We start from the raw sequence: 17,968 nt of genomic DNA on the forward strand, positions 1-17,968 counted from the left end.
TCCGAACCGGTGGCACCGGTCACGCGGGCACGCCGGCCAGCCGCCGGTCCTGGCGGTGCGGTGCCGCCCGCACCCCCGCCGCCGCGCGGCGCAGCGGCAGCGGGAAGCCGTCGGCCGAGCCGACGATCCTGTTCGCCTCACCGCGTTCCTCGGCCACCCAGTCACGCCCGAGCAGCATGGTCAGCAGCTGCCACGACTCCTCGGCCGTCAGCGGTGGCAGGAACGCCCGGTGCGCGCCCTGGCGGGCGACCAGCTCGTCCATCGGGAGCCTGCTGGTGACGATGGCCCTGGTGTGCGTGCCGCTGGGCAGCAACGGCCGGACCTGGGCGTGGTCCACCGCGCCGTCCAGCACCACCAGCACGCGCTTGTGCGACACCGTGCTGCGGTACAGCGCGACCTTCTCGCCCGGATCGTCCGGAATGGACGACGCGGGCACGCCGAGCGCCCGCAGGAACCGGTCGAGCACCACGGCCGGCGGTACCGGGCAGCCGAAGTCGTCCACCAGGTCGGCGTACAGCTGCCCGTCGGGGAACCGGTCCAGGCGTTGGTGCGCCCAGCGCAGCGCCAGCGCCGTCTTGCCCACCTCGGCCGGACCCGACAGCACGGCCACGCCGGGCACGTCGGGGCCCGCGGCGAGGGCGGCGTCCAGTTCGGCCAGTTCGGCCGGCCTACCGGCGAACGGCAGCACCTGGCGCGGCAGCTGGGACGGCGCGACCGCCTGCACCTCGACGCGGACCGGCGTGAGCAGCGCCGGCGCGTCACGCAGCACCTGCTCGTGCAGTTCCCGCAGTTCCGGACCGGGTTCCAGGCCGATCTGGTCGACGAGCACCCGCCGGGCGTCCTGGTAGGTGCGCAACGCGTCGGCCCGCCGGCCCGACCGGTACTGGGCCAGCATCAGCTGTGCCCGCGCCCGCTCGCGCAGCGGGTGTTCCGCCACCACCGCGGCCAGGTCCTTGCCGACCCGGTGGTGCAGTCCGAGCCGCAGCTCCAGCTCGGCGCACGCCTCGACCGCGTCCAGCCGTGCGGACTGCAGCGCCACCGCCTCCGCGCGCAGACCGGGCAGGTCCTCGAACGGCACCCCGCGCCACAACCCCAGCGCCTCGCGGAACAGCGCCACGGCGCCCGCCACGTCACCACTCGCCGCGCGCGACCGGGCCCGGCCGACGAGTCCGTTGAACCGCGACCAGTCGGCGGCGTCCTCGTCCAGCCGCGCCACGTACCCGGGGCTCGCGGTGTCGATGACCCGGCCCGCCTCGCCGAGCGCCCGCCGCAGCCGGGACATGCAGATCGCGATCTGACCGCGTGCGCTGGCCGGCGGGTCGCCGTGCCACACCGCCTCGATGAGCCGGTCCACGCTGACCACGCGGCCGGCGTCGAACACCAGCCGCGCCAGCACCGCGCGCTCGCGGGGACCGCCCACCCGTTCCTCGACGCCGTCCCGCAGGAACCGGATCGGGCCCAGCACGCCGAACTCGGCCGGGGCGGCGGTCAACGCGACCGCGCCAGGTGCTTCTCGACCTCGTCGGCGGCGCGCGCCGCACCGCCCGCGTCCGCGACGGCCTTGCGCATGAGGTCCGACCGGGCCGCGATGTCCTGGTCGCCGAGCACCGACGTGACCGCGTCGACCAGCGCTTCGGGCGTGAGGTCGGCGGGGGAGAGCACGGTGCCCAGGCCCAGCTCGCGGACCCGCCACCCGGTGGGCCGGTCGAGAGCGGAACCGGGGACGCACACCATCGGCGTGCCCGATCGCAACGCCTCCATCACGGTGCCCATGCCGGCGTGGGTGACGCACAGGGACGCGTGCTCGAGCACCGCCACGTGCGGAACGAAGTCGTGCACCTCGACGTTGGGCGGCAGGTCGCCGAGCGAGGCGCGGTCCACACCGCCGCCGGTGGTCATCACCGCGTGCCACGGCCTGCCGCGGAACGCTTCGACGCACGTGCGGAAGAAACCCGCGTCCTCGTTGAACACCGCGCCGAGCGACACCAGCACCACGGGCAGGTCGCCGGCGGGCGGCGTCCACGCCCCGAGGAAGCTGCGGTCGCCGACGCACGGCCCGACGAACGCGAACCGCTCGTCGAAGGTCTCACCCGCGTACTGGAACTCCCGCGGCACGGTGACCAGGCTCAGCGGCGGCACCTCGAACCACACCTCGTGCGGCGCGGCGGCCACCCCGTAACGGCCGCACAGCGCGCCGATGCGCCCCATCGTGGCGCCGACCCACTCCGGCATCTCCTTCGGCCGTTCCCCGGCCGGTCGCTCGGCGGCGTCGGATTCGGGGTTGTACATGGCGTTGAGGAACGAGAAGTGCTCGTTGGAGGCGAACACCGGGATGACCTGTGTCGCGGGGACGTCCCAGTGCCGGGCCAGCACGCGGGCCGCGTAGAGCACCGAGGTGTCGTAGACCAGGCAGTCCGGCCGGTCGCCGTCGAGCTCGGCCGTCGCGGTGGCGAGCATGGCCTCGCTCTCGTCGAGCAGCACGCCCATCAGGTAACCGGGATCGTTGGCCACGCGGGCGAAATCGGCGTCGCGGTACCGGGACGGGTAGGTCACGACGGTGGCGCCGGCCTCGGCGGCGATGTCCGCCATGCTCGGTGCGGTCAGGTAGGTGACCCGGTGCCCGCGCGCGGCCAGTTCGGTGACCACCGCGAGGTTCGGGATGACGTGCCCGTGATCCGGGTGGCACATGAACAGGAAATGCCGCGACATTTGTCGTCCTCGCCCCGATTGTTGTGCTGGAATCCGGCGACCCTGCCGGGAGCGTGGTCACCGTAAAGCGCCCGCGAGCGGCCTGGACACCCCTATCACCCCTGTTCCCCCGACGCGGCCGGACGAGGGGTCGTTCGCCTTCGCGCGGACTCCGGCGACCACCCTGACCTGCAGATTAGGGGTTACCCCCTAGTCGGGGGCCCGACCTAGGCTGGCCGGGATGCCGACCACAGCGAAAGGGCTGCCGATGGCCACGCTCGTCTGGGACTACTCGCGCGAATACGAATGGGAGCGCAAGGACATACTCGACGCGGTCGAGACCGTTTTCTCCTCCGGCAGACTCGTGCTCGGGCCGAGCGTGTCGTCCTTCGAGGAGGAGTTCGCGGCCTACCACGGCGTCGCCCACTGCGTCGGCGTGGACAACGGCACGAACGCCCTCCGCCTGGCGCTGCAGGCGCTCGGTGTCGGCCCCGGCGACGAGGTGGTCACGGTGTCCAACACCGCCGCGCCGACCGTGCTGGCGATCGACGCCGTCGGCGCCACACCGGTGTTCGTCGACGTGGACCCGGACACCTACCTGATGGACGTCGCCCAGGTCGCTTCGGTGATCACACCGCGCACCAAGGCTTTGCTGCCGGTGCACCTGTACGGCCAGTGCGTGGACATGGAACCGTTGCAGGAGCTCGCGCGGCGACACGGCCTGCTGGTGCTGGAGGACTGCGCCCAGGCGCACGGTGCGCGTCACCACGGCCGGGTGGCCGGGTCGATGGGCGACGCCGCCGCGTTCTCGTTCTACCCCACCAAGGTGCTGGGTGCCTACGGCGACGGCGGCGCGACGATCACCAACGACCCGGAGGTGGACGCGAACCTGCGCCGCCACCGGTACTACGGCATGGAGAAGACGTACTACGTCGTGGAGACGCCCGGCCACAACTGCCGGCTCGACGAGGTGCAGGCGGAGATCCTGCGCCGCAAGCTCGTCCGCCTCGACGACTACGTCGCGGCGAGGCAGGCGGTGGCGGCGCGGTACGCGGAGGCGTTGGCGGACACCGATCTGGTGCTGCCCACGACCGCACCGGGCAACACGCACTCCTACTACGTGCACGTGGTGCGCCACCCGCGGCGCGACGACATCCTGGAACGCCTGAAGGCGCACGACATCCACCTGAACATCAGCTACCCGTGGCCGGTGCACACCATGACCGGGTTCGCGCACCTGGGCTACGCCGAGGGCAGCCTGCCGGTGACCGAGCGGGTGGCCCGGGAGATCTTCTCGCTGCCGATGTACCCGTCGCTGCCCCAGGAGACGCAGGAGCACGTGGTCGACGCGCTCAAGCAGGTGCTGGCGACGCTCTGACCGGACCGGTGGCGGGCGCGGTCACCACGTCGCCCGCCTCACCCGCGCGGGACGAGACTGCGCAGGCACAGCAACAGGGTGCGGGCCTGGATGTTGACGTAGAAGCTGTGCCGCAACAGCTCTTCGTACTGATGCAGGGTCAGCCACCGGTACTCGGGGTCGTCCCGTGCGACGTCGGCGTCGGTCTCCACGACCAGGTACCGGTTGCGGGCGCCGAGGAACCGGCCGCCCTCCTCGGAGAGCACGGCGTCGAAGCGGATCCTGGTCGAGCCGAGAACCTCGTCGAGGAACCGGGGCCGCACCGGCAGGTGGTCGTGCGCCTCGGGCACGCACTGCACGGTGGGCGCCAGCTCGGTCACGTCGGCGTAGCCCGCTTCGGTGCGCGCGTGGGTGAGCACGTGCAGCACACCACCGATGTCCTTGACCAGGAACGCGATCACGCCCGTGCCGACCGGTTCGATCAACGGCTGGGACCAGCCTCCGACCTCACGCCCGCCGGCCCGCACGTCCACGCCCACGACGGTGAAGAACCTGCCGTCGCGGTGCGCGATGACGCCGTTCTCGCGCGTCCAGTCCGGCAACCCGGCCAGCGGGCCGAGGGCGACCCGGAGGTCGGTGCGCGTGCGGACCTCGGTGATCCAGCTCAGCACGTCCCCGATCGTGTGCACGCCGGGAGCGGCCGGATCTCCCGACCGGACCAGGGCTTCGCTGAACGGGTCGGTGGCCGCTGAGGCGAGGGCCGCGCCGCCGCCGGGCAGGCACGCCAGGACCGTGCGGGCGTCCATGTTCACCAGGTCCGGCACGGTCATCAGGCCCGCGATCTCGCCGAGGGTGAACCAGCGGAACCCCTCGCGCACCTCGATCTCGCCGTCGACCTCGACGACCATGTTGCGGTTGCGCTTGCGGTAGAACCACGCGCCCTGCTCGGACTGCCGGATGTCCACCAGGACGTGGTGACCGGAGGTGTCGCGGAAGTGCTCCAGGTAGGGGATGGGCTTGCCCTGGTGCACTCGGGTGTAGTTGCTGCGGGTGGCCTGCACCGTCGGCGACAGCTGCAGGCCGTTGACGTTGCCCGGTTCGTGCTTGGCCTGCATCAGGCACTGCAGCACGCCGTCGACCTCGCGCACCAGGATGCCGAGGATGCCGATCTCCGGCTGGTTGATGATCGGCTGCGACCAGTGCGGCACGAGCGCGCCCGGCAGGTCGACGGTGAGCGCCTCGACGCTGAAGAACCGGCCGCTGTGGTGGCGCAGGGTGCCGGTGCCCGGTTCGGTGAGCCAGCCCGCGAGACCGTCCAGCGGCACCCGCTCGACGCTCATCCAGCTGTGTTCGGCGGTGCGGGCGAGCCAGGCGTGCACGGCGTCGGTGTCACGCGCGGCGAGCATCGACTCGGCCAGGCGCGTCGGGGTGGGTCGGCGGGTGGGCGCGGTCACCTGATGTGCTCTCCTCTGCTCAGGCGGCGTGTACCGGCAGCAGCCCGGTGCTGCGTGCCAGGGCCAGGCCCGGTGCCGTGCGGTCGCGTTCGGACAGCACGGCGTCGGCGGGCACGGGCAGCGCCAGCTCCGGGTCCACAATGGACACGGCCAGCTCGTCCGCGGGGTCGTAGCCGCGAGACAGCAGGTAGTGCACGGTGGAATGGTCTTCCAGGGCGAGGAAGGCGTGACCGAGCCCGGGCGGGAGGTAGACGGCGCGGAAGCCGTCACCCGTCAGCTCGACGGAGTCCCACTCGCCGAACGTCGGCGAGCCGACCCGCAGGTCCACCACGATGTCCAGCACGCGCCCGCGGGAACAGGTCACGTACTTCGCGCAACCCGGTGCCGTGCGGGCGTAGTGCACACCGCGGGCGACGCCGCGGCGGGACACGCTGGCGCTGGCCTGGGCCACGGCGAACAGCGGCGCCCCGACCGCCTCGGCGAACACCTCGTGCTGAAACGGCGAGACGAACAGGCCGCGGTCGTCCGGGAACACCTCGGGCTCGAACTCCCAGGCTCCGCCGACAGAGAGTGCGCGGGCTTTCATCGACGACCTCCGTCTCAGGACGGTGATCAGCGTGCAGAGGCCCGAACCGCGCGGTCAACCAGCTTAGGGGACCCCTAACCGCAGTTAGGGGTGCCCGGTCACCTTCTGTCCACAGAGGACTGGGCGAGGTGGGTGACGGTCCTCGGCACGGCCTCGGTCAGGGGAATCCGGGCCCGCCACCCGGTGGCCAGGGTGAGGCCGGCCGGGTCGGCCACGAGGCTGCGGAAGTCCGACGCGGTGGCATACGGCGGGGGCGGCACCGACCGCACCGGCACGGCCGGACGACCGGTCAGGTCCGCGGCGGTGGCGGCGACGAGCTCGAACAACGCGCGCACCGCGATCCCGGTGCCCGAGCCGACGAGCCACGCCCGTCCGGCCAGCCGATCTGCGTGCGCCACGGCCGCCGCGAACGCCTCGGCGACGTCCTCGACGAACACCAGGTCGCGCCGCACGTCCCCGGCCCCCCACACGGTCAGGGGCTCCCCGGCGAGCGCACGCCGCGCCATCGCGGTCACCACGCCCCGGTCCGGCGAGCCGGTGGAGGGGCCGAAGACGGTGGGCAGCCTCAAGGAGCAGCCACCCGCGTCGAGCACGAGCCGTTCGGCGGCGCACTTCTGCCGGTCGTACTCCGACTCGGGGTGGTCGGTCTCGGTGCCGTCGATCCGCTCCGGCGCGCCCGGCCCCACCTGCGAGGTGGAGCCGGCGAACACGACGGGGCCCCGCGCCGCGCCCACCGCCTCGGCGACGATGCCGACGTTGACCCTGGCGGCGTCGGCCGCCCCGCCGCCGGCGACCCGCCAGGTGCCGCCACCGGTGAACAGCACCAGCGGGAGCACCACGTCCGCGCCCGCGACCGCGGCGGCCACCGCGCCGGGCTCGGTGAGGTCGGCCGCGACGACCTCGGCCGGGAACGGTGGCACGCCGGGATTGCGCGCCACCACCCGCACCCGCGCGCCCCGCGCCGCCAGCCGCGCGGACACCGCGGAACCCACGAACCCCGATCCGCCGAGCACCGCGACGAGCGCGCCGGACAGTTCTCCCGGCACGCTCACACCACGTGGACTTCGGGCACGTACAGGATCCACTTGCCGCCCGCCTCGCGGAACTCCTGCTCCTTCGCCATGATCTCCGCGGCGTGGTTCCAGGCGAACAGCAGCGCGTAGGCGGGGTAGGGGTCGGCGAAGGCGGCCGGCGGGCGCACCGGGATGCCCGAGCCGGGTGCCAGCCTGTGCTGCTTGGCGGGCGTGGTGTCGCTGATGAACTCGACCAGGTCCGGTCCGATGCCGCAGAAGTTCGCGGTGGTGGCGCTCTTGGCGGTCGCGCCGTAGCCGACGACCCGCTCTCCCTTCGCCTTCAGGTCCTCCAGCAGCGCCACGAGGTCGGTGCGGATCGTGCGGACCCGGTCCGCGAACCCGTCCAGGACGGCGCGGTCGTGCAGGCCGCGCGCCTCCTCCTCGGCGAGCAGGGCGGCGACGGCGGGGGAGGGCGTGCGCGCACCGGGCAGCGCCAGGGTGTAGCGCACCTCGCCGCCGTGCACCGGAAGCCGTTCGACGTCGACCAGCTCCAGACCGTGCCGGCGGGCCATGCCGTCCACGGAGGTCGCGCTGAACAGGAAGAAGTGCTCGTCGTAGATCTGGTCGAACGAGGTCTTCTCGACGATGTCGCCGAGGTAGGGGTCCTCGAACACGAACGCCCCACCGGGCTTGAGCAGCGCCACGACGCCGCGCAGGATCGAGTCCACGTAGGGGATGTGGCAGAACGTGTTCGCGGCGTACACGAGGTCGGCCGGACCGTCCTGGTCCCGGATGGACAGTGCGGTGGCCTCTTCGAAGAAGTCCTTGCGGACCCGCACACCCGCCTCGACGGCCAGGTCGCCGACCGCGCCGGACGGTTCCACGCCCAGGTGCCGCACACCCGCCTCCGCGACGGTGCGCAACATGGTGCCGTCGTTGCAGCCGAGCTCGACCACGAACGGGTCCTCGCCCGCCAGCTCGGTGCTCAGGAACCGCTCGGCCAGGGAGTGGAAGTGCTCGCGCATCACCGCCGATCCCTGGGACAGGTAGGGGTAGTCCTGGTGGAACATCTTCTCCCGGGGCACCTCTTCCATCAGCTGCACCATCGCGCACTCCGCGCAGGCGCCCACGGCGAGGCGGTAGGTGAACTCGGCGGAGGTGTCGGAGGGCAGGCGGAACGCGTCGGACAGCGGCTGGTCGCCGAGGTCGAGGAACTCGGTGACCGTCCCGGCGCAGACGCGGCAGGTGGACTGGTTGGGCATGGGCGGGTTCTTTCTACTCGGGTGGAGTTCGGGTCACCCTCGGGCTTCGGAGGTCCGTGGGCCGGTGCCGGTCCGCTGGGACAGGCGGTGCGGCAGGTCCGCCCGGCTGCGCATGCCGAGCTTGCGGTAGACCCTGGTGAGGTGTTGTTCGACCGTGCTGACGGTGATGTAGAGGATTCCGCTGATCTCGCGGTTCGTGTGGCCCTTCGCGGCGAGCTCGGCCACGCGCAGCTCGGAGTCGCTCAGGACCGATCGCCCGTCACCGGTGTCGCCGTCTTCCCAGTCGATCGGGATGGGCAGGGCACCGGAGTACGAGGCCTTGGTCTCGGCCGCCGCAGTCCGGGACAGTTCGCGGGCCTCGGCGTGCTCGCCCAGGGTGTCGAGCGCTTCGCCGAGGTCGGACAGGGCGCGGGCCAGCTCGACCCGGTCGCCCGCCCGCCGCAGGTGCCGCACGGCCTCGCGCAGGAGCGCGGGCCGCTCGGCGAGCTCGCCCGCGGCGGCGAGGACCCGCAGTGCCGCGCCGCGGGTGCGGCGGTCGCCGGCCGGCAGGAGCATCTGCTCGCTGATCAGTTCACGAGCCGCCTCCGGCCGGCCGAGGGTGAGGTTGGCCTGGGCGAGGCCGCAGCGCCACGGCGCGAGCACCGGCAGGTCGACGCGCCACTCGCGCATCCGGGTGCCGCAGTTCTGGAAGTCGCTGATGGCGGCCAGCACCCGCCCGACGGCGAGGTTGCCGGTGCCGCGGGCGTGCAGGTAGCGCAGGCCGGCGGCCGTGGCGAACATGGCGTCGGGCACGCGCACCCGCATCACGTCGGCGATCACGCGGTGCCGGCCCAGCGCGGTGTTGGCGTCCAGCAGGACGGCCAGCGGGTAGCCGATGGACAGGCCCCAGCCCTGGTGCGGCAGCAGGGCGAGCGCGGTCTCCGCGCGGGCGGCGGCCACCACCACCTCCCCGCGCCGCAGGGCGATGTCGGCCCGGAGGACCTCCAGGACCGCCTGCCAGGTCACCGCGCCACCGCGCACGGCCTCGGCGGTGAGCCGGTCGCACCACCGCTCGGCCCGGTCGGGGTGGCCGCCGTGGGACAGGACCAGCAGGGCGGTGAGCACGACCTCCAGCGACATGTCGCCGAGCCGGCAGCTGCGCAGGACGTGTTCGGCGCTGGCGATGGCGTCGGGGTGGAACTCGGCGGTCCAGAACGTGCCGATGGCCTGCGCCGCGGCCACCCACGGGTCCGCGTCGGCCACCAGGTCGGTGGCCACGGCGGTCGCCGGGCCGAGGCCGTGGAACCACTGGCAGACGATCCGCAGCTCGGCCGCGCTCTGCGCGTCCAGCATGCCGGGGTTCTCCTGCAGCACGGCGAGCGCGCGTACGGCCGTGGCCTCGTCTCCGATCCACAACGCGTGGTGCACGACGGTCATGGCGTCCCGGCCGCGCAGCCGGCCCGCCCACATCGCCTCGTGCAGGGGTTCCATGTGCACGACGGCGGCGGCCGGGTTGACCCGCCACAGCGCGCGGACCAGGACGCTGGTGACGCCCAGCCGCTCCTCCGGCTCGACCACGGGCAGCGCGGGTTCCAGGTAGCGCACGGCCGCTGCCACGTCGTCGCCCATGAGCGCCTCCTCGGCGGCGATGCGCAGCACGGAGACCGGCCAGCCCGGCGCGACCCGGTCGGCGGCGACGAGGTGGTCGGCCACCACGGCCGCCGCCGCGCCGCGCTGGTAGAGCAGTTCGGCGGCACGGGCGCGCAACCGCACCCGTTCGGCGCCGGGTGTGCTGTCGAGGACCGCCGGCCCCGCACCGGGATGGCGGAAGCGGCCGTCGGCCAGCAGGCCCGCGGCGGTGAGCACGTCGACCGCCTGCTCGACGGCTTCGGGCGTGGTGCCGGCCAGCCGGCCGAGCAGGACCGGCGTGCGCTCCTCCCCGAGCACGGCGATGGCGCGCGCGACCTCGAGCAGCCCCGCCTCCCAGCGGTGCAGACACTCCAGCAACGCGCGCTTGAACGCGGGACCGACCTGGTCGGGACAGGTCTCGTGCCCTGCCTCCCGGTCTTCGACGAGGGCTCGGACCAGCATCGGGTTCCCGCCGCTCAGGGCGTGCCAGGCAGGCGCGAGCGCATCGGGATCGGGCACCCGGTCGCGCAGCAGGTCGGCGATCCCGCGCACCGACAGCGGTGCGAGCCGGATGCGGTGGTGCGGCCGCCGGGTCAGTTCGGCGTGGAAGAGCGGCAGCGTCGGCTGCGGCTGCTGCCACTCGGCGAGCACGACGACCACCCGCCCGGTCCTCATCCGCCGCCTCAGGTAGAGGATGAATTGCAGTGAGGAGCTGTCGGCGAATTGCACGTCGTCCACGCACAACACGACCGGGCGTTCCCGAGATAATTCAAGAAGGATTTGACACAATTCGTGCACGGGTCGCACGTAAGAATGTTGGGTTCTGCGTACGTCCGTTCCGGGTTCGGTCACGGTCGCGGCGATCGGCGTGATGAGGTGGGAGACGCGGTCCGCTAATTCCGGCGGCAGTCCGGCGCCGTGGAACAACTGGTCGATGACACCTGCCTGGAGGGGGCGCTCGGCAGGCGCGCCCGTCGCGGTCAGCAACAACGCCCCCGAGGCGGCGGCGTGCCGCTGGAATCGCTGCAGCAACTCCGTCTTCCCGCTGGCTAAACCGCCACTGACCAGCGCGAGCCTGCCTGTTCCCGCCGAGCATTCGGCGAGCAGGCCGACCAGTTCAACGAGTGCGTCGTCATGGTCCGTCGACACCAATCGTCCAGTTCCCTCCAGCACGGTCACCGATGGTCTTTCCGTTGCGGCACACCCCCAGGTGGACGCTTTATAGCATGGATGCCCGATTTTTCCAGCGACTTTGGCAGCATCTCTTGAGAACAGCTATAGGAACGTGTTCCAGATGCGTCTCGAAGCTATTGGTTTTGTGAATCCGAATCTGCCTCGCCTTGTCTCAACAGGTGGCGAACGGATCAGTCGGTACGGCCGAATCGCGGAGCGCGGAACCTCGGTCGCGCAACGGTGGAGCGTTCTGTAGCACAGCTCGAGCGGGGCATCGTCGTGATTATCGGATCCGTGTCGGACTCGTAGCCGCGCCTTCGGGGCGGGGTGTGCCGGACCGAGGTGCCGCGCGCCAGGCTCTCGCCCTGGCGCAGTGGGGCCACAACCAAGATCCACAACTCGGTGCCGGGGGCTCTCCGAGTCGATGGAGGACAATTGACATGGGTAACCGATACATCGGTGGAACGGTGAATCTTTCCCGCGAACCGGACATAACACCGAATAGGTGACTCCGGCATACACGCGCAAACCGGCCATTTCCTTGCGCATCGCGGTGCGCTGCCGATCAGATGATCGCGAGCGCGCCCACACACTTCCGGCCGCGGTCGTCTTTCCGGTGAGCGTTGATGACCGTGCGCGCCTTGGTACCGGCGGGCACGCGCGCCACGCAGGTGGCCGGGCCGGTGACGAGGGGCCGGGTGGTGGACATGCTGCTCCTTCAAGCCTTCGGGTGATCGCAAGTTACCGAGACGTGCAGCTCGGCGCAGTGGGTCGAACAACCGACACGCAGGCGGCGGCAGACCGCCGGCGACCGGGACAGGTTCTCCCGCGGGTCGTGAAGGTGCCGGTCAGCGGCCGGTTCTGGACCTGTCACGCCGCCGCTGTGCACGAGACGCTCCTGTGCGGGTGGTGCGCAACGTCGGCACCGCTCAGACGAGGAGGGGGAATGATGAGACGACTGACCACGATCATCGTCACCGCCGCGGTGGTGACGGCGGGACTGCTGGGAGGTGGGGGCACCGCAGTCGCCGAGCCGGACGTCGGGGTCCAGGCGACGTGCCTGGACAACGGCAACGATCTCGTGCCGTCCCGCAGCGAGGTGCTGCGCCGGGCACGGTCGTGGCTCGCCCGCGTCGACACCAGTGCCGACCCGATCAACTATTACGGCGACTTCGTGCCGTACTCGCAGTCTTCCTGCCACAACAACAGCTACGGCTCGTACCGGCAGGACTGTTCCGGGTACCTGTCCATGGTCTGGGGGATGGGTGGCCGGGGGAACGCCTGGGACACGGGCAACCTGCGGCCGGCGCACTCCGGCGGGCGGACCGTCTCGATCACCCAGTCGCAGCTCGCGCCAGGCGACGCGCTGCTGCTGCACATCGCGGACAGCGACCCCAACAACGACCACGCCGCCCTGTTCGTGGCGTGGGTCTCCGGCGGCGCGCTGGTGTACGAGCAGACCGGGGCGGTCGACCGGACCCGGGCGGCCGTCTGGTCCCAGTCCAAGGTCAACTCCTATTCCCCCATCCGCTACGCGAAGCTCGCCAACGACGTCGTGTCCGGCCAGCTGGGCCGGTTGAACCTCGTCGCCGACGACGGGGCACTGCGCTGGTACCAGCACACCGGCTGGTCCTCGGGCACGCCGAGCTGGGAGTCCTCGTTCACCGCGGGCGCCGGGTTCCAGAACTTCGACAAGCTCGTCGCCGCGGACCGGACCCTTTTCGGTGTCCGCACGAACGGCGACATGCAGTGGTACCGCTACGACACCGACCAGGGGTTCGCCGGGGCCAGCGGCGCGCTGATCGGCACCGGGTGGAACTCCTTCAAGTTCGTCGTCTCCGCCGGCGCGGGGGTCGTCTACGGCGTCTCCTGGACCGGCGCCCTGCACTGGTACCGGTATCGCGGAACGCCTGGTGCCGGCGGTTCCTGGGCACCGAACTCCGGCAAGGTCATCGGGTCGGGCTGGCACACGTTCCGTTCGATCACCGCGTCCAACGGGGTGCTCTACGCCGTCGGACACGACGGATCGCTGCGGTGGTACCGGTATCTCACGCCGGATGACGGATCGGGCGCCGGGTGGGCTGGAGGCAGCGGGGCGGGCATCGGGTCCGGCTGGGTCAAGGGGACCTGCAACTACCAGACCGTTCTCGCGGCCGGGGACGGCCGGATCTACGCCGCCGACCAGGCGGGCGTCCTGCATTGGTGGCACCACACCGATCCGGTGAACGGCTCGGCCAGCTGGGCACCGGTCGCACCCTGTGGCAACACGGTCGGCTCCGGCTGGCTGTGAGGTAGGACGGAGGTCTGCGAGGGGGGACCTCCTGCTGAGCGGTGGAGCGGGTCGACCGGCTCGCTCTACCGCTCGACCAGCACGTCCGGATCGCAGTGGCAGCCCCACGAACGGCGCCAGGTGTCGAGCTCGCCCGCTTCCCTTGTGCGGTGGGCGCGGAAGATGGTCATGGCCTCCGCCCAGTGCGGGTGGGCCCGGGTGCAGTCCGATGCGACGGCATGTGCCGCCCCGATGTCCCGGAGGGTGCGGGCCTGCCAGAGCACGAGGTGGAGGTGACGCCAGATCGTCATGGCCTGGCTCAGCCAGTGCAGGGCGGACTCGGCGTCGCCTTCCGCCAGGTGCAGTTCGCCGATCGTGCGGAGCACGAGCGCTACGCCGAGGCGGTCCTGGTGTTCTCGGCACACGCGCAGGCTGTGCAGCAGCACCGGTCTCGCCCGGTCGGTCGCGCCGCGGCGGATCCAGACCTTCGCCAGCGCCTGCGAGGTGTAGCACCGCAGGTGCCGGTCGCCGGTCGTCTCGATGATCCGGTGTGCTCGTGCGCAGAACTGTTCGGCCGGCTCGTGTTCGTCGCGGGCCCGGTGGATCAGGCCGATGCCCCGGATCGCGATCGCCTCGCCGCGGTGGTGTCCGATGCGGCGGTACTGGCGTGCCGCTTCTTCCAGGTGCTGTGCTGCCAGTTCGTCGTGGCCCAGTTCCCGGTGTGCGTGGCCGATTCCGTAGAGCGCGTGCGCGACGCCGTGCCAGTCGCCCAGTGCGGACAGGGCTTCCCGGGCTCGTTCGTGGTACAGCAGGGCCAGGTCGTGTTCGCCCAGTTCGCGGTGGGCCGTGCCGATGCCGTTGGTCGCGACCGCTTCGCCGTGCGGGTTCCCGCCCGCGCGGAAGCGTTCGATGGCCAGCTGGAAGTGGTGCTTCGCTTCGGCGAAGCGGTCTTCGGTGTACCGGAGCTGACCGAGGCCGCATTCCAGCGCGGCCCGTCCCGAGTCGTTGCCGGCCGCGTCCGCGGCGGCGCAGGCCGCGGCGTGGGTGCGGTCCCAGCCGTCGAAGCGGTTGTAGGTGCCGAAAACGGCGAACACCAGGGCCTCGGCCAGCGCGCACGCGAGCCGGTCCAGTCCGAGCGCGCTCGCCCGCTCGACCATCGCGACCAGCATCGGTTCCTCGTCGAGCAGTTCGGGGCCACAGCCTCCGTCGACCGCGAGCCAGCTCGGGTCCAGGTCCGGCTGGTACAGGCGGCGCACGGCCACCGGCAGGTGCTCGGCCACCGCCTCCACCGCTCGCAGCGCCTGGGTGATCGCGCGCGCCACGGCCGTCGTGCGGTCCTCGGCGCTCTCCTCCGCCTCGGCGCACTCCCTGGCGTAGATCCGGACGAGGTCGTGCATGCGGTACCGGATCCGACCGCCCGTCTTCGAGATGTACTCGACCAGCCGTGCGTCGGCGAGCCGGTCGAGGACGTCCTCCGCCGCGGCGACGGGCACGGCGAGCAGCGCGGCGGCGGTCGACGCCGCGAAGTCGGACGGATCGAGGAAACCGAGCAGCCGGAACGCCCGTTTACCCAGCTCGTCGAGTCCGTGGTAGCTGACCGCCAGCGACGAGCGCACGCCGAACTCGCCGAGCCGGAGCTCGTCCAACCTGCGCCGCTCGTCACCCATCCGGCCCACCAGCGTCGCGACCGGCCACTGTGGACGGTTGGCCAGCCGCGCGCCCGCGATCCGCACGGCCAGCGGAACCCGGTCGCACAGCCGCACGAGGGTTTCCGCGGCGGCCGGATCCTGGCTGAGCCGGGTGTCGCCGATGATGTGCCGCAGCAGACCCAGGGCGTGCGACTCGCTCATCGCCTGGACGTCGAGCGTGATCACCCCTGGCAGACCGGCGACCGGCGCACGGCTGGTGATGATCACCCCGCAGCCGGGGTGGCCCGGCAGGAGCGGCGCCACCTGGTCGAGGCCGCCCGCGTCGTCGAGCACGACCAGGACGCGCCGGGCCGCGAGGGTCAGCCGGTACCGCTCGACCTTCTCGTCGAGGCTGCGCGCTGACGCGGCGGCCGACTCGTTGAGCGCGTGCAGCAACCGCCCGAGCGCCTCGTCGGGAGGCACCGGGTTCGCTTGCGTCCCGCGGAGGTTGATGAACATGCCACCGTCGGGGTAGATCCGGCGCAGGCGGTGGGCGACGTGCACCGCGACCGTCGTCTTGCCCATCCCGGCCGCGCCGGCGAGCGCGACCACCGGAACCGCGGTCTCGGCCGTCTGCCGCTCGGCCAGCCGCGCCTCCATGACCGCGATCTGCTCGTCCATCCCCGTGAAGTCGGCCGTGTCCGACGGCAGGGAGAAGACCGGCGGCGGCCGCCGCGCCACCACGCCGGTGTCGTCGTCGGCGAGCGCGGACTCGAGGAAGACATCGCGGTCCTCGCCCGTGAGGTTCAGCCCGTCCGCCAGCAGCCGCACGGTGTCGTTGCGGGGATGGCGGATGAGACCGTTCTCGAGCTTTCGGATGGTGCGCACGCCCAGACCGGACCGCTCGGCAAGCGCCTCCTGGGTGAGACCGGCACGCCGACGCCGAGCACGCAAGACCGAACCGAACACCCGCCCCTCCTGGCTACCTCGGCTCCCAGCAAAGCCTACCGTCGGCGTGCTCCGAACTCAGCAGGATTCGGGAACGTCTGGTTTCCGCATGACCGGGCAACAGACGTCGCACCCACACGCCAGTCCGATCGGCGTTGTCGTTGGCGTGCAGGGCTTCGACGACCATGCGGGGCGGATCGGTCAGCGGGCGCAGGGCCAACCCGAAGGCCAACTCGTAGGTCTCCTCCGTCCGCATCGCGCGGCCTCGTTGGTACTCCTCGTCGAGGTCGCCTCGGTGACAACGGATCCGCGCGTTCCGGCAGCCAGGTCGCCACCCCTTGCAACACCGCGGCGCGTCGCCCTAAGGCACGGGCGCGCTGACGGGCTGCTCCGCCCGGCCGCTGCTCGCGGCGGCCACGAAGCCGATCATCACCAGGCCGAAGCTCACCAGGCCGAGCGCCAGCACGATCCCGCCGTGCAGCACGACGGCGAACGCGAGCGCGGCGCGGCGCGACCGGGAATTCCCGAGCACGCAAATCACGATCGCCGATTCGAGCAGGATCGTCCCCCACGTGATCGCGGGGGACAGGAGTGCCGAATCCGCGAACGGCACGAGCAGCGAACCGGTTCCGAAATACGCGTCCTGCATCACATGGTGCATCGCGCTGCCGTCGCGCCATTCCGGTTCCCGGAGTTTGATCCAGACCGCCTGGCCGTAGACGAGCACGACTTGCACTCGAACGGCCCAGTGGGTGATCCAGGACGCGCCGCTCCACCACGCCGGTAATGGCATGTCCGGACGTGTCCAGTGCCAGACGCGATCGTCGGCGAGGCACAACGGGATCAACAAGAGGGTGACGATTCGCGCCACGTTCTCGCCGCCGTTGGGCACGTGCATCGCGGCGGCGAGGCTGAAGGTCGCGTACCACTGGGGAATGCACGTCCAGCGCGGCCGGTAACCCGAGGCCGCGAGCACGAGAGCGGCGATCGTGAGCAGTCGGACAACGGTCTGCGCCGCCGGAGAAGTGTCCGCGCACCAGAGTGAAAGCGCGCGCAGACCGTCACATCGGGGGCCGATTGGTCCATTCGGCACAGCCGGGAACAAGTCGGTGTCCGAGGTGAACACGAGTGCGGACAGTTCCGCGATCGCGATCAGCGACCGAGCGGCGCCGAGGGTGCGCGTGCGGGGTTCGAACGCGAGCGCGCGGGCTATCGGGGTGCGCACGTGAGTTCCACGGGGACGACGCGGACGACGTGCCGGGTCGTCCCCTCCCGGCTGGGCCTCTCCACCGCGAAGACGGTCGGCCCGCACGCGGTCGGATCGGTGAAATAGCTGGTCAAGGTCACTGCCGGGGTTGTGGAGACAACGGCGGCGCAGTCGGTCACCGCCGGTCCCGCGCAGTCCCGCCAGCGGTCCGCCGGGAGCCCCCGTGCCAGGGCCAGCAGCCGGACCAGGTCTGCGTAGGCACCGCGGTCGAGGCCACCCAGGTAGTCCCGGTCACCCGCGGTCCGGGTGATCGGGACGAACGTGCCGGCGGTTTTGTCGTGGCGGTACACGACGGTGAACTCGCGCCCCGCCGCATTGGTGAAGAGCTGCATTCCGACGGGCCAGAAAAGCCGGAACGCGTCCCGCTGGGCGCTGATTCCCGGTCCGACGACGTCGGCGGGCAACTGGGCGGCGGTGGTCGCGAGCAGAATCACGCCGAGTGCGGCGCCCGTGAAGGCCATGCCTTTCGCGGCACGGGCCTGGGTGTCCATTCCGGTGGACATCGGACCGGAAATCCCGGTCGGTTCAGCACTCGCCCGTCGTGCACGGCCCGATGATGAGTGCCGTCTGGTTGCCCGAATCGACAGGTGCCGTGTCCGAAGCAGAACTGGCAATGGTGATCGCGGCCAATGCCGCAGCCGCCAGCAGCGCGCCGAAGAAACCCGCGGTTCTCATTTCTTGATCCCCTCCCGGATGCGATGAGGAACCTCCCTTC

Annotated in this window: 14 protein-coding genes; 2 read left to right on the forward strand and 12 right to left on the reverse strand. The window is 71.7% G+C overall.

Annotated features, from left to right (window positions below):
• Positions 1 to 19: 19 nt before the first annotated feature.
• On the reverse strand, positions 20 to 1,492 hold the full coding sequence (locus tag ND450_RS07070; RefSeq protein ID WP_253325352.1) for a BTAD domain-containing putative transcriptional regulator: 1,473 nt from the start codon (positions 1,490 to 1,492) through the stop codon (positions 20 to 22).
• Complete coding sequence (locus tag ND450_RS07075) at positions 1,489 to 2,709, reverse strand: macrolide family glycosyltransferase (RefSeq protein WP_253325353.1); 1,221 nt, start codon at positions 2,707 to 2,709, stop codon at positions 1,489 to 1,491. The genes ND450_RS07070 and ND450_RS07075 overlap by 4 nt, the downstream gene beginning before the upstream one ends.
• Before the next feature lie 247 nt (positions 2,710 to 2,956).
• On the opposite strand from ND450_RS07075, the gene ND450_RS07080 reads away from it, so the two are divergent.
• Positions 2,957 to 4,066 carry a DegT/DnrJ/EryC1/StrS aminotransferase family protein gene (locus ND450_RS07080; RefSeq protein WP_253327871.1) on the forward strand — a complete coding sequence of 370 codons (1,110 nt, stop codon included), beginning with the start codon at positions 2,957 to 2,959 and terminating at the stop codon, positions 4,064 to 4,066.
• 38 nt (positions 4,067 to 4,104) lie between these two features.
• Here ND450_RS07080 and ND450_RS07085 read toward each other — a convergent pair whose 3' ends face one another.
• From ND450_RS07085 to ND450_RS07110, 6 genes are all read right to left on the reverse strand, one after another.
• A complete protein-coding gene (locus ND450_RS07085) occupies positions 4,105 to 5,499 on the reverse strand; it encodes an NDP-hexose 2,3-dehydratase family protein (RefSeq protein ID WP_371927673.1) in 1,395 nt (464 codons plus the stop codon).
• 19 nt (positions 5,500 to 5,518) lie between these two features.
• On the reverse strand, positions 5,519 to 6,085 hold the full coding sequence (locus ND450_RS07090; protein ID WP_253325354.1) for a dTDP-4-dehydrorhamnose 3,5-epimerase family protein: 567 nt from the start codon (positions 6,083 to 6,085) through the stop codon (positions 5,519 to 5,521).
• A gap of 98 nt (positions 6,086 to 6,183) precedes the next feature.
• Positions 6,184 to 7,131 carry an NAD(P)-dependent oxidoreductase gene (locus tag ND450_RS07095; protein WP_253325355.1) on the reverse strand — a complete coding sequence of 316 codons (948 nt, stop codon included), beginning with the start codon at positions 7,129 to 7,131 and terminating at the stop codon, positions 6,184 to 6,186.
• 2 nt (positions 7,132 to 7,133) lie between these two features.
• A complete protein-coding gene (locus tag ND450_RS07100; RefSeq protein ID WP_253325356.1) occupies positions 7,134 to 8,360 on the reverse strand; it encodes a class I SAM-dependent methyltransferase in 1,227 nt (408 codons plus the stop codon).
• Positions 8,361 to 8,393: 33 nt separating this feature from the next.
• Positions 8,394 to 11,147, reverse strand: a complete 2,754-nt coding sequence (locus tag ND450_RS07105; RefSeq protein ID WP_371927674.1) for an AAA family ATPase — start codon at positions 11,145 to 11,147, stop codon at positions 8,394 to 8,396.
• 559 nt (positions 11,148 to 11,706) lie between these two features.
• Complete coding sequence (locus tag ND450_RS07110) at positions 11,707 to 11,850, reverse strand: hypothetical protein (protein ID WP_253325357.1); 144 nt, start codon at positions 11,848 to 11,850, stop codon at positions 11,707 to 11,709.
• A gap of 237 nt (positions 11,851 to 12,087) precedes the next feature.
• Between ND450_RS07110 and ND450_RS07115 the strand changes: the two genes are divergently transcribed.
• The gene (locus tag ND450_RS07115; protein ID WP_253325358.1) at positions 12,088 to 13,431 is read left to right on the forward strand and encodes a tachylectin-related carbohydrate-binding protein; all 1,344 of its coding nucleotides are present in this window, start codon (positions 12,088 to 12,090) and stop codon (positions 13,429 to 13,431) included.
• A 65-nt stretch (positions 13,432 to 13,496) separates the two neighbouring features.
• On the opposite strand, the gene ND450_RS07120 is transcribed toward ND450_RS07115, so the two are convergent.
• The 4 genes from ND450_RS07120 to ND450_RS07135 all read right to left on the reverse strand — a co-directional run bounded on the left by ND450_RS07120 (position 13,497) and on the right by ND450_RS07135 (position 17,928).
• Positions 13,497 to 16,007: a tetratricopeptide repeat protein gene (locus tag ND450_RS07120; RefSeq protein WP_253325359.1), complete on the reverse strand. Its 2,511-nt coding sequence runs from the start codon at positions 16,005 to 16,007 to the stop codon at positions 13,497 to 13,499.
• A gap of 340 nt (positions 16,008 to 16,347) precedes the next feature.
• Positions 16,348 to 17,298, reverse strand: coding sequence for a sporulation-delaying protein SdpB family protein (locus ND450_RS07125; protein ID WP_371927675.1), 951 nt, complete (start codon positions 17,296 to 17,298; stop codon positions 16,348 to 16,350).
• Positions 17,196 to 17,756, reverse strand: a complete 561-nt coding sequence (locus ND450_RS07130; RefSeq protein WP_253325361.1) for a hypothetical protein — start codon at positions 17,754 to 17,756, stop codon at positions 17,196 to 17,198. Before ND450_RS07130 ends, ND450_RS07125 begins: the two co-directional genes overlap by 103 nt.
• Positions 17,757 to 17,778: 22 nt before the next feature.
• On the reverse strand, positions 17,779 to 17,928 hold the full coding sequence (locus ND450_RS07135; RefSeq protein ID WP_253325362.1) for a hypothetical protein: 150 nt from the start codon (positions 17,926 to 17,928) through the stop codon (positions 17,779 to 17,781).
• Between the last annotated feature and the right edge of the window lie 40 nt (positions 17,929 to 17,968).

The sequence above is a fragment of the Lentzea sp. HUAS12 genome, from assembly GCF_024125735.1.
Classification (GTDB): Bacteria; Actinomycetota; Actinomycetes; order Mycobacteriales; family Pseudonocardiaceae; genus Lentzea; species Lentzea albida.

Bases quoted from the DNA above. Each gene is read 5' to 3' on its own strand.
- ND450_RS07075 (WP_253325353.1), bottom strand. From the start codon at position 2,709: ATGTCGCGGCATTTCCTGTTCATGTGCCACCCGGATCACGGGCACGTC.
- ND450_RS07135 (WP_253325362.1), bottom strand. From the start codon at position 17,928: ATGAGAACCGCGGGTTTCTTCGGCGCGCTGCTGGCGGCTGCGGCATTG.
- ND450_RS07100 (WP_253325356.1), bottom strand. From the start codon at position 8,360: ATGCCCAACCAGTCCACCTGCCGCGTCTGCGCCGGGACGGTCACCGAG.
- ND450_RS07090 (WP_253325354.1), bottom strand. From the start codon at position 6,085: ATGAAAGCCCGCGCACTCTCTGTCGGCGGAGCCTGGGAGTTCGAGCCC.
- ND450_RS07130 (WP_253325361.1), bottom strand. From the start codon at position 17,756: ATGTCCACCGGAATGGACACCCAGGCCCGTGCCGCGAAAGGCATGGCC.
- ND450_RS07110 (WP_253325357.1), bottom strand. From the start codon at position 11,850: ATGTCCACCACCCGGCCCCTCGTCACCGGCCCGGCCACCTGCGTGGCG.
- ND450_RS07080 (WP_253327871.1), top strand. From the start codon at position 2,957: ATGGCCACGCTCGTCTGGGACTACTCGCGCGAATACGAATGGGAGCGC.
- ND450_RS07115 (WP_253325358.1), top strand. From the start codon at position 12,088: ATGATGAGACGACTGACCACGATCATCGTCACCGCCGCGGTGGTGACG.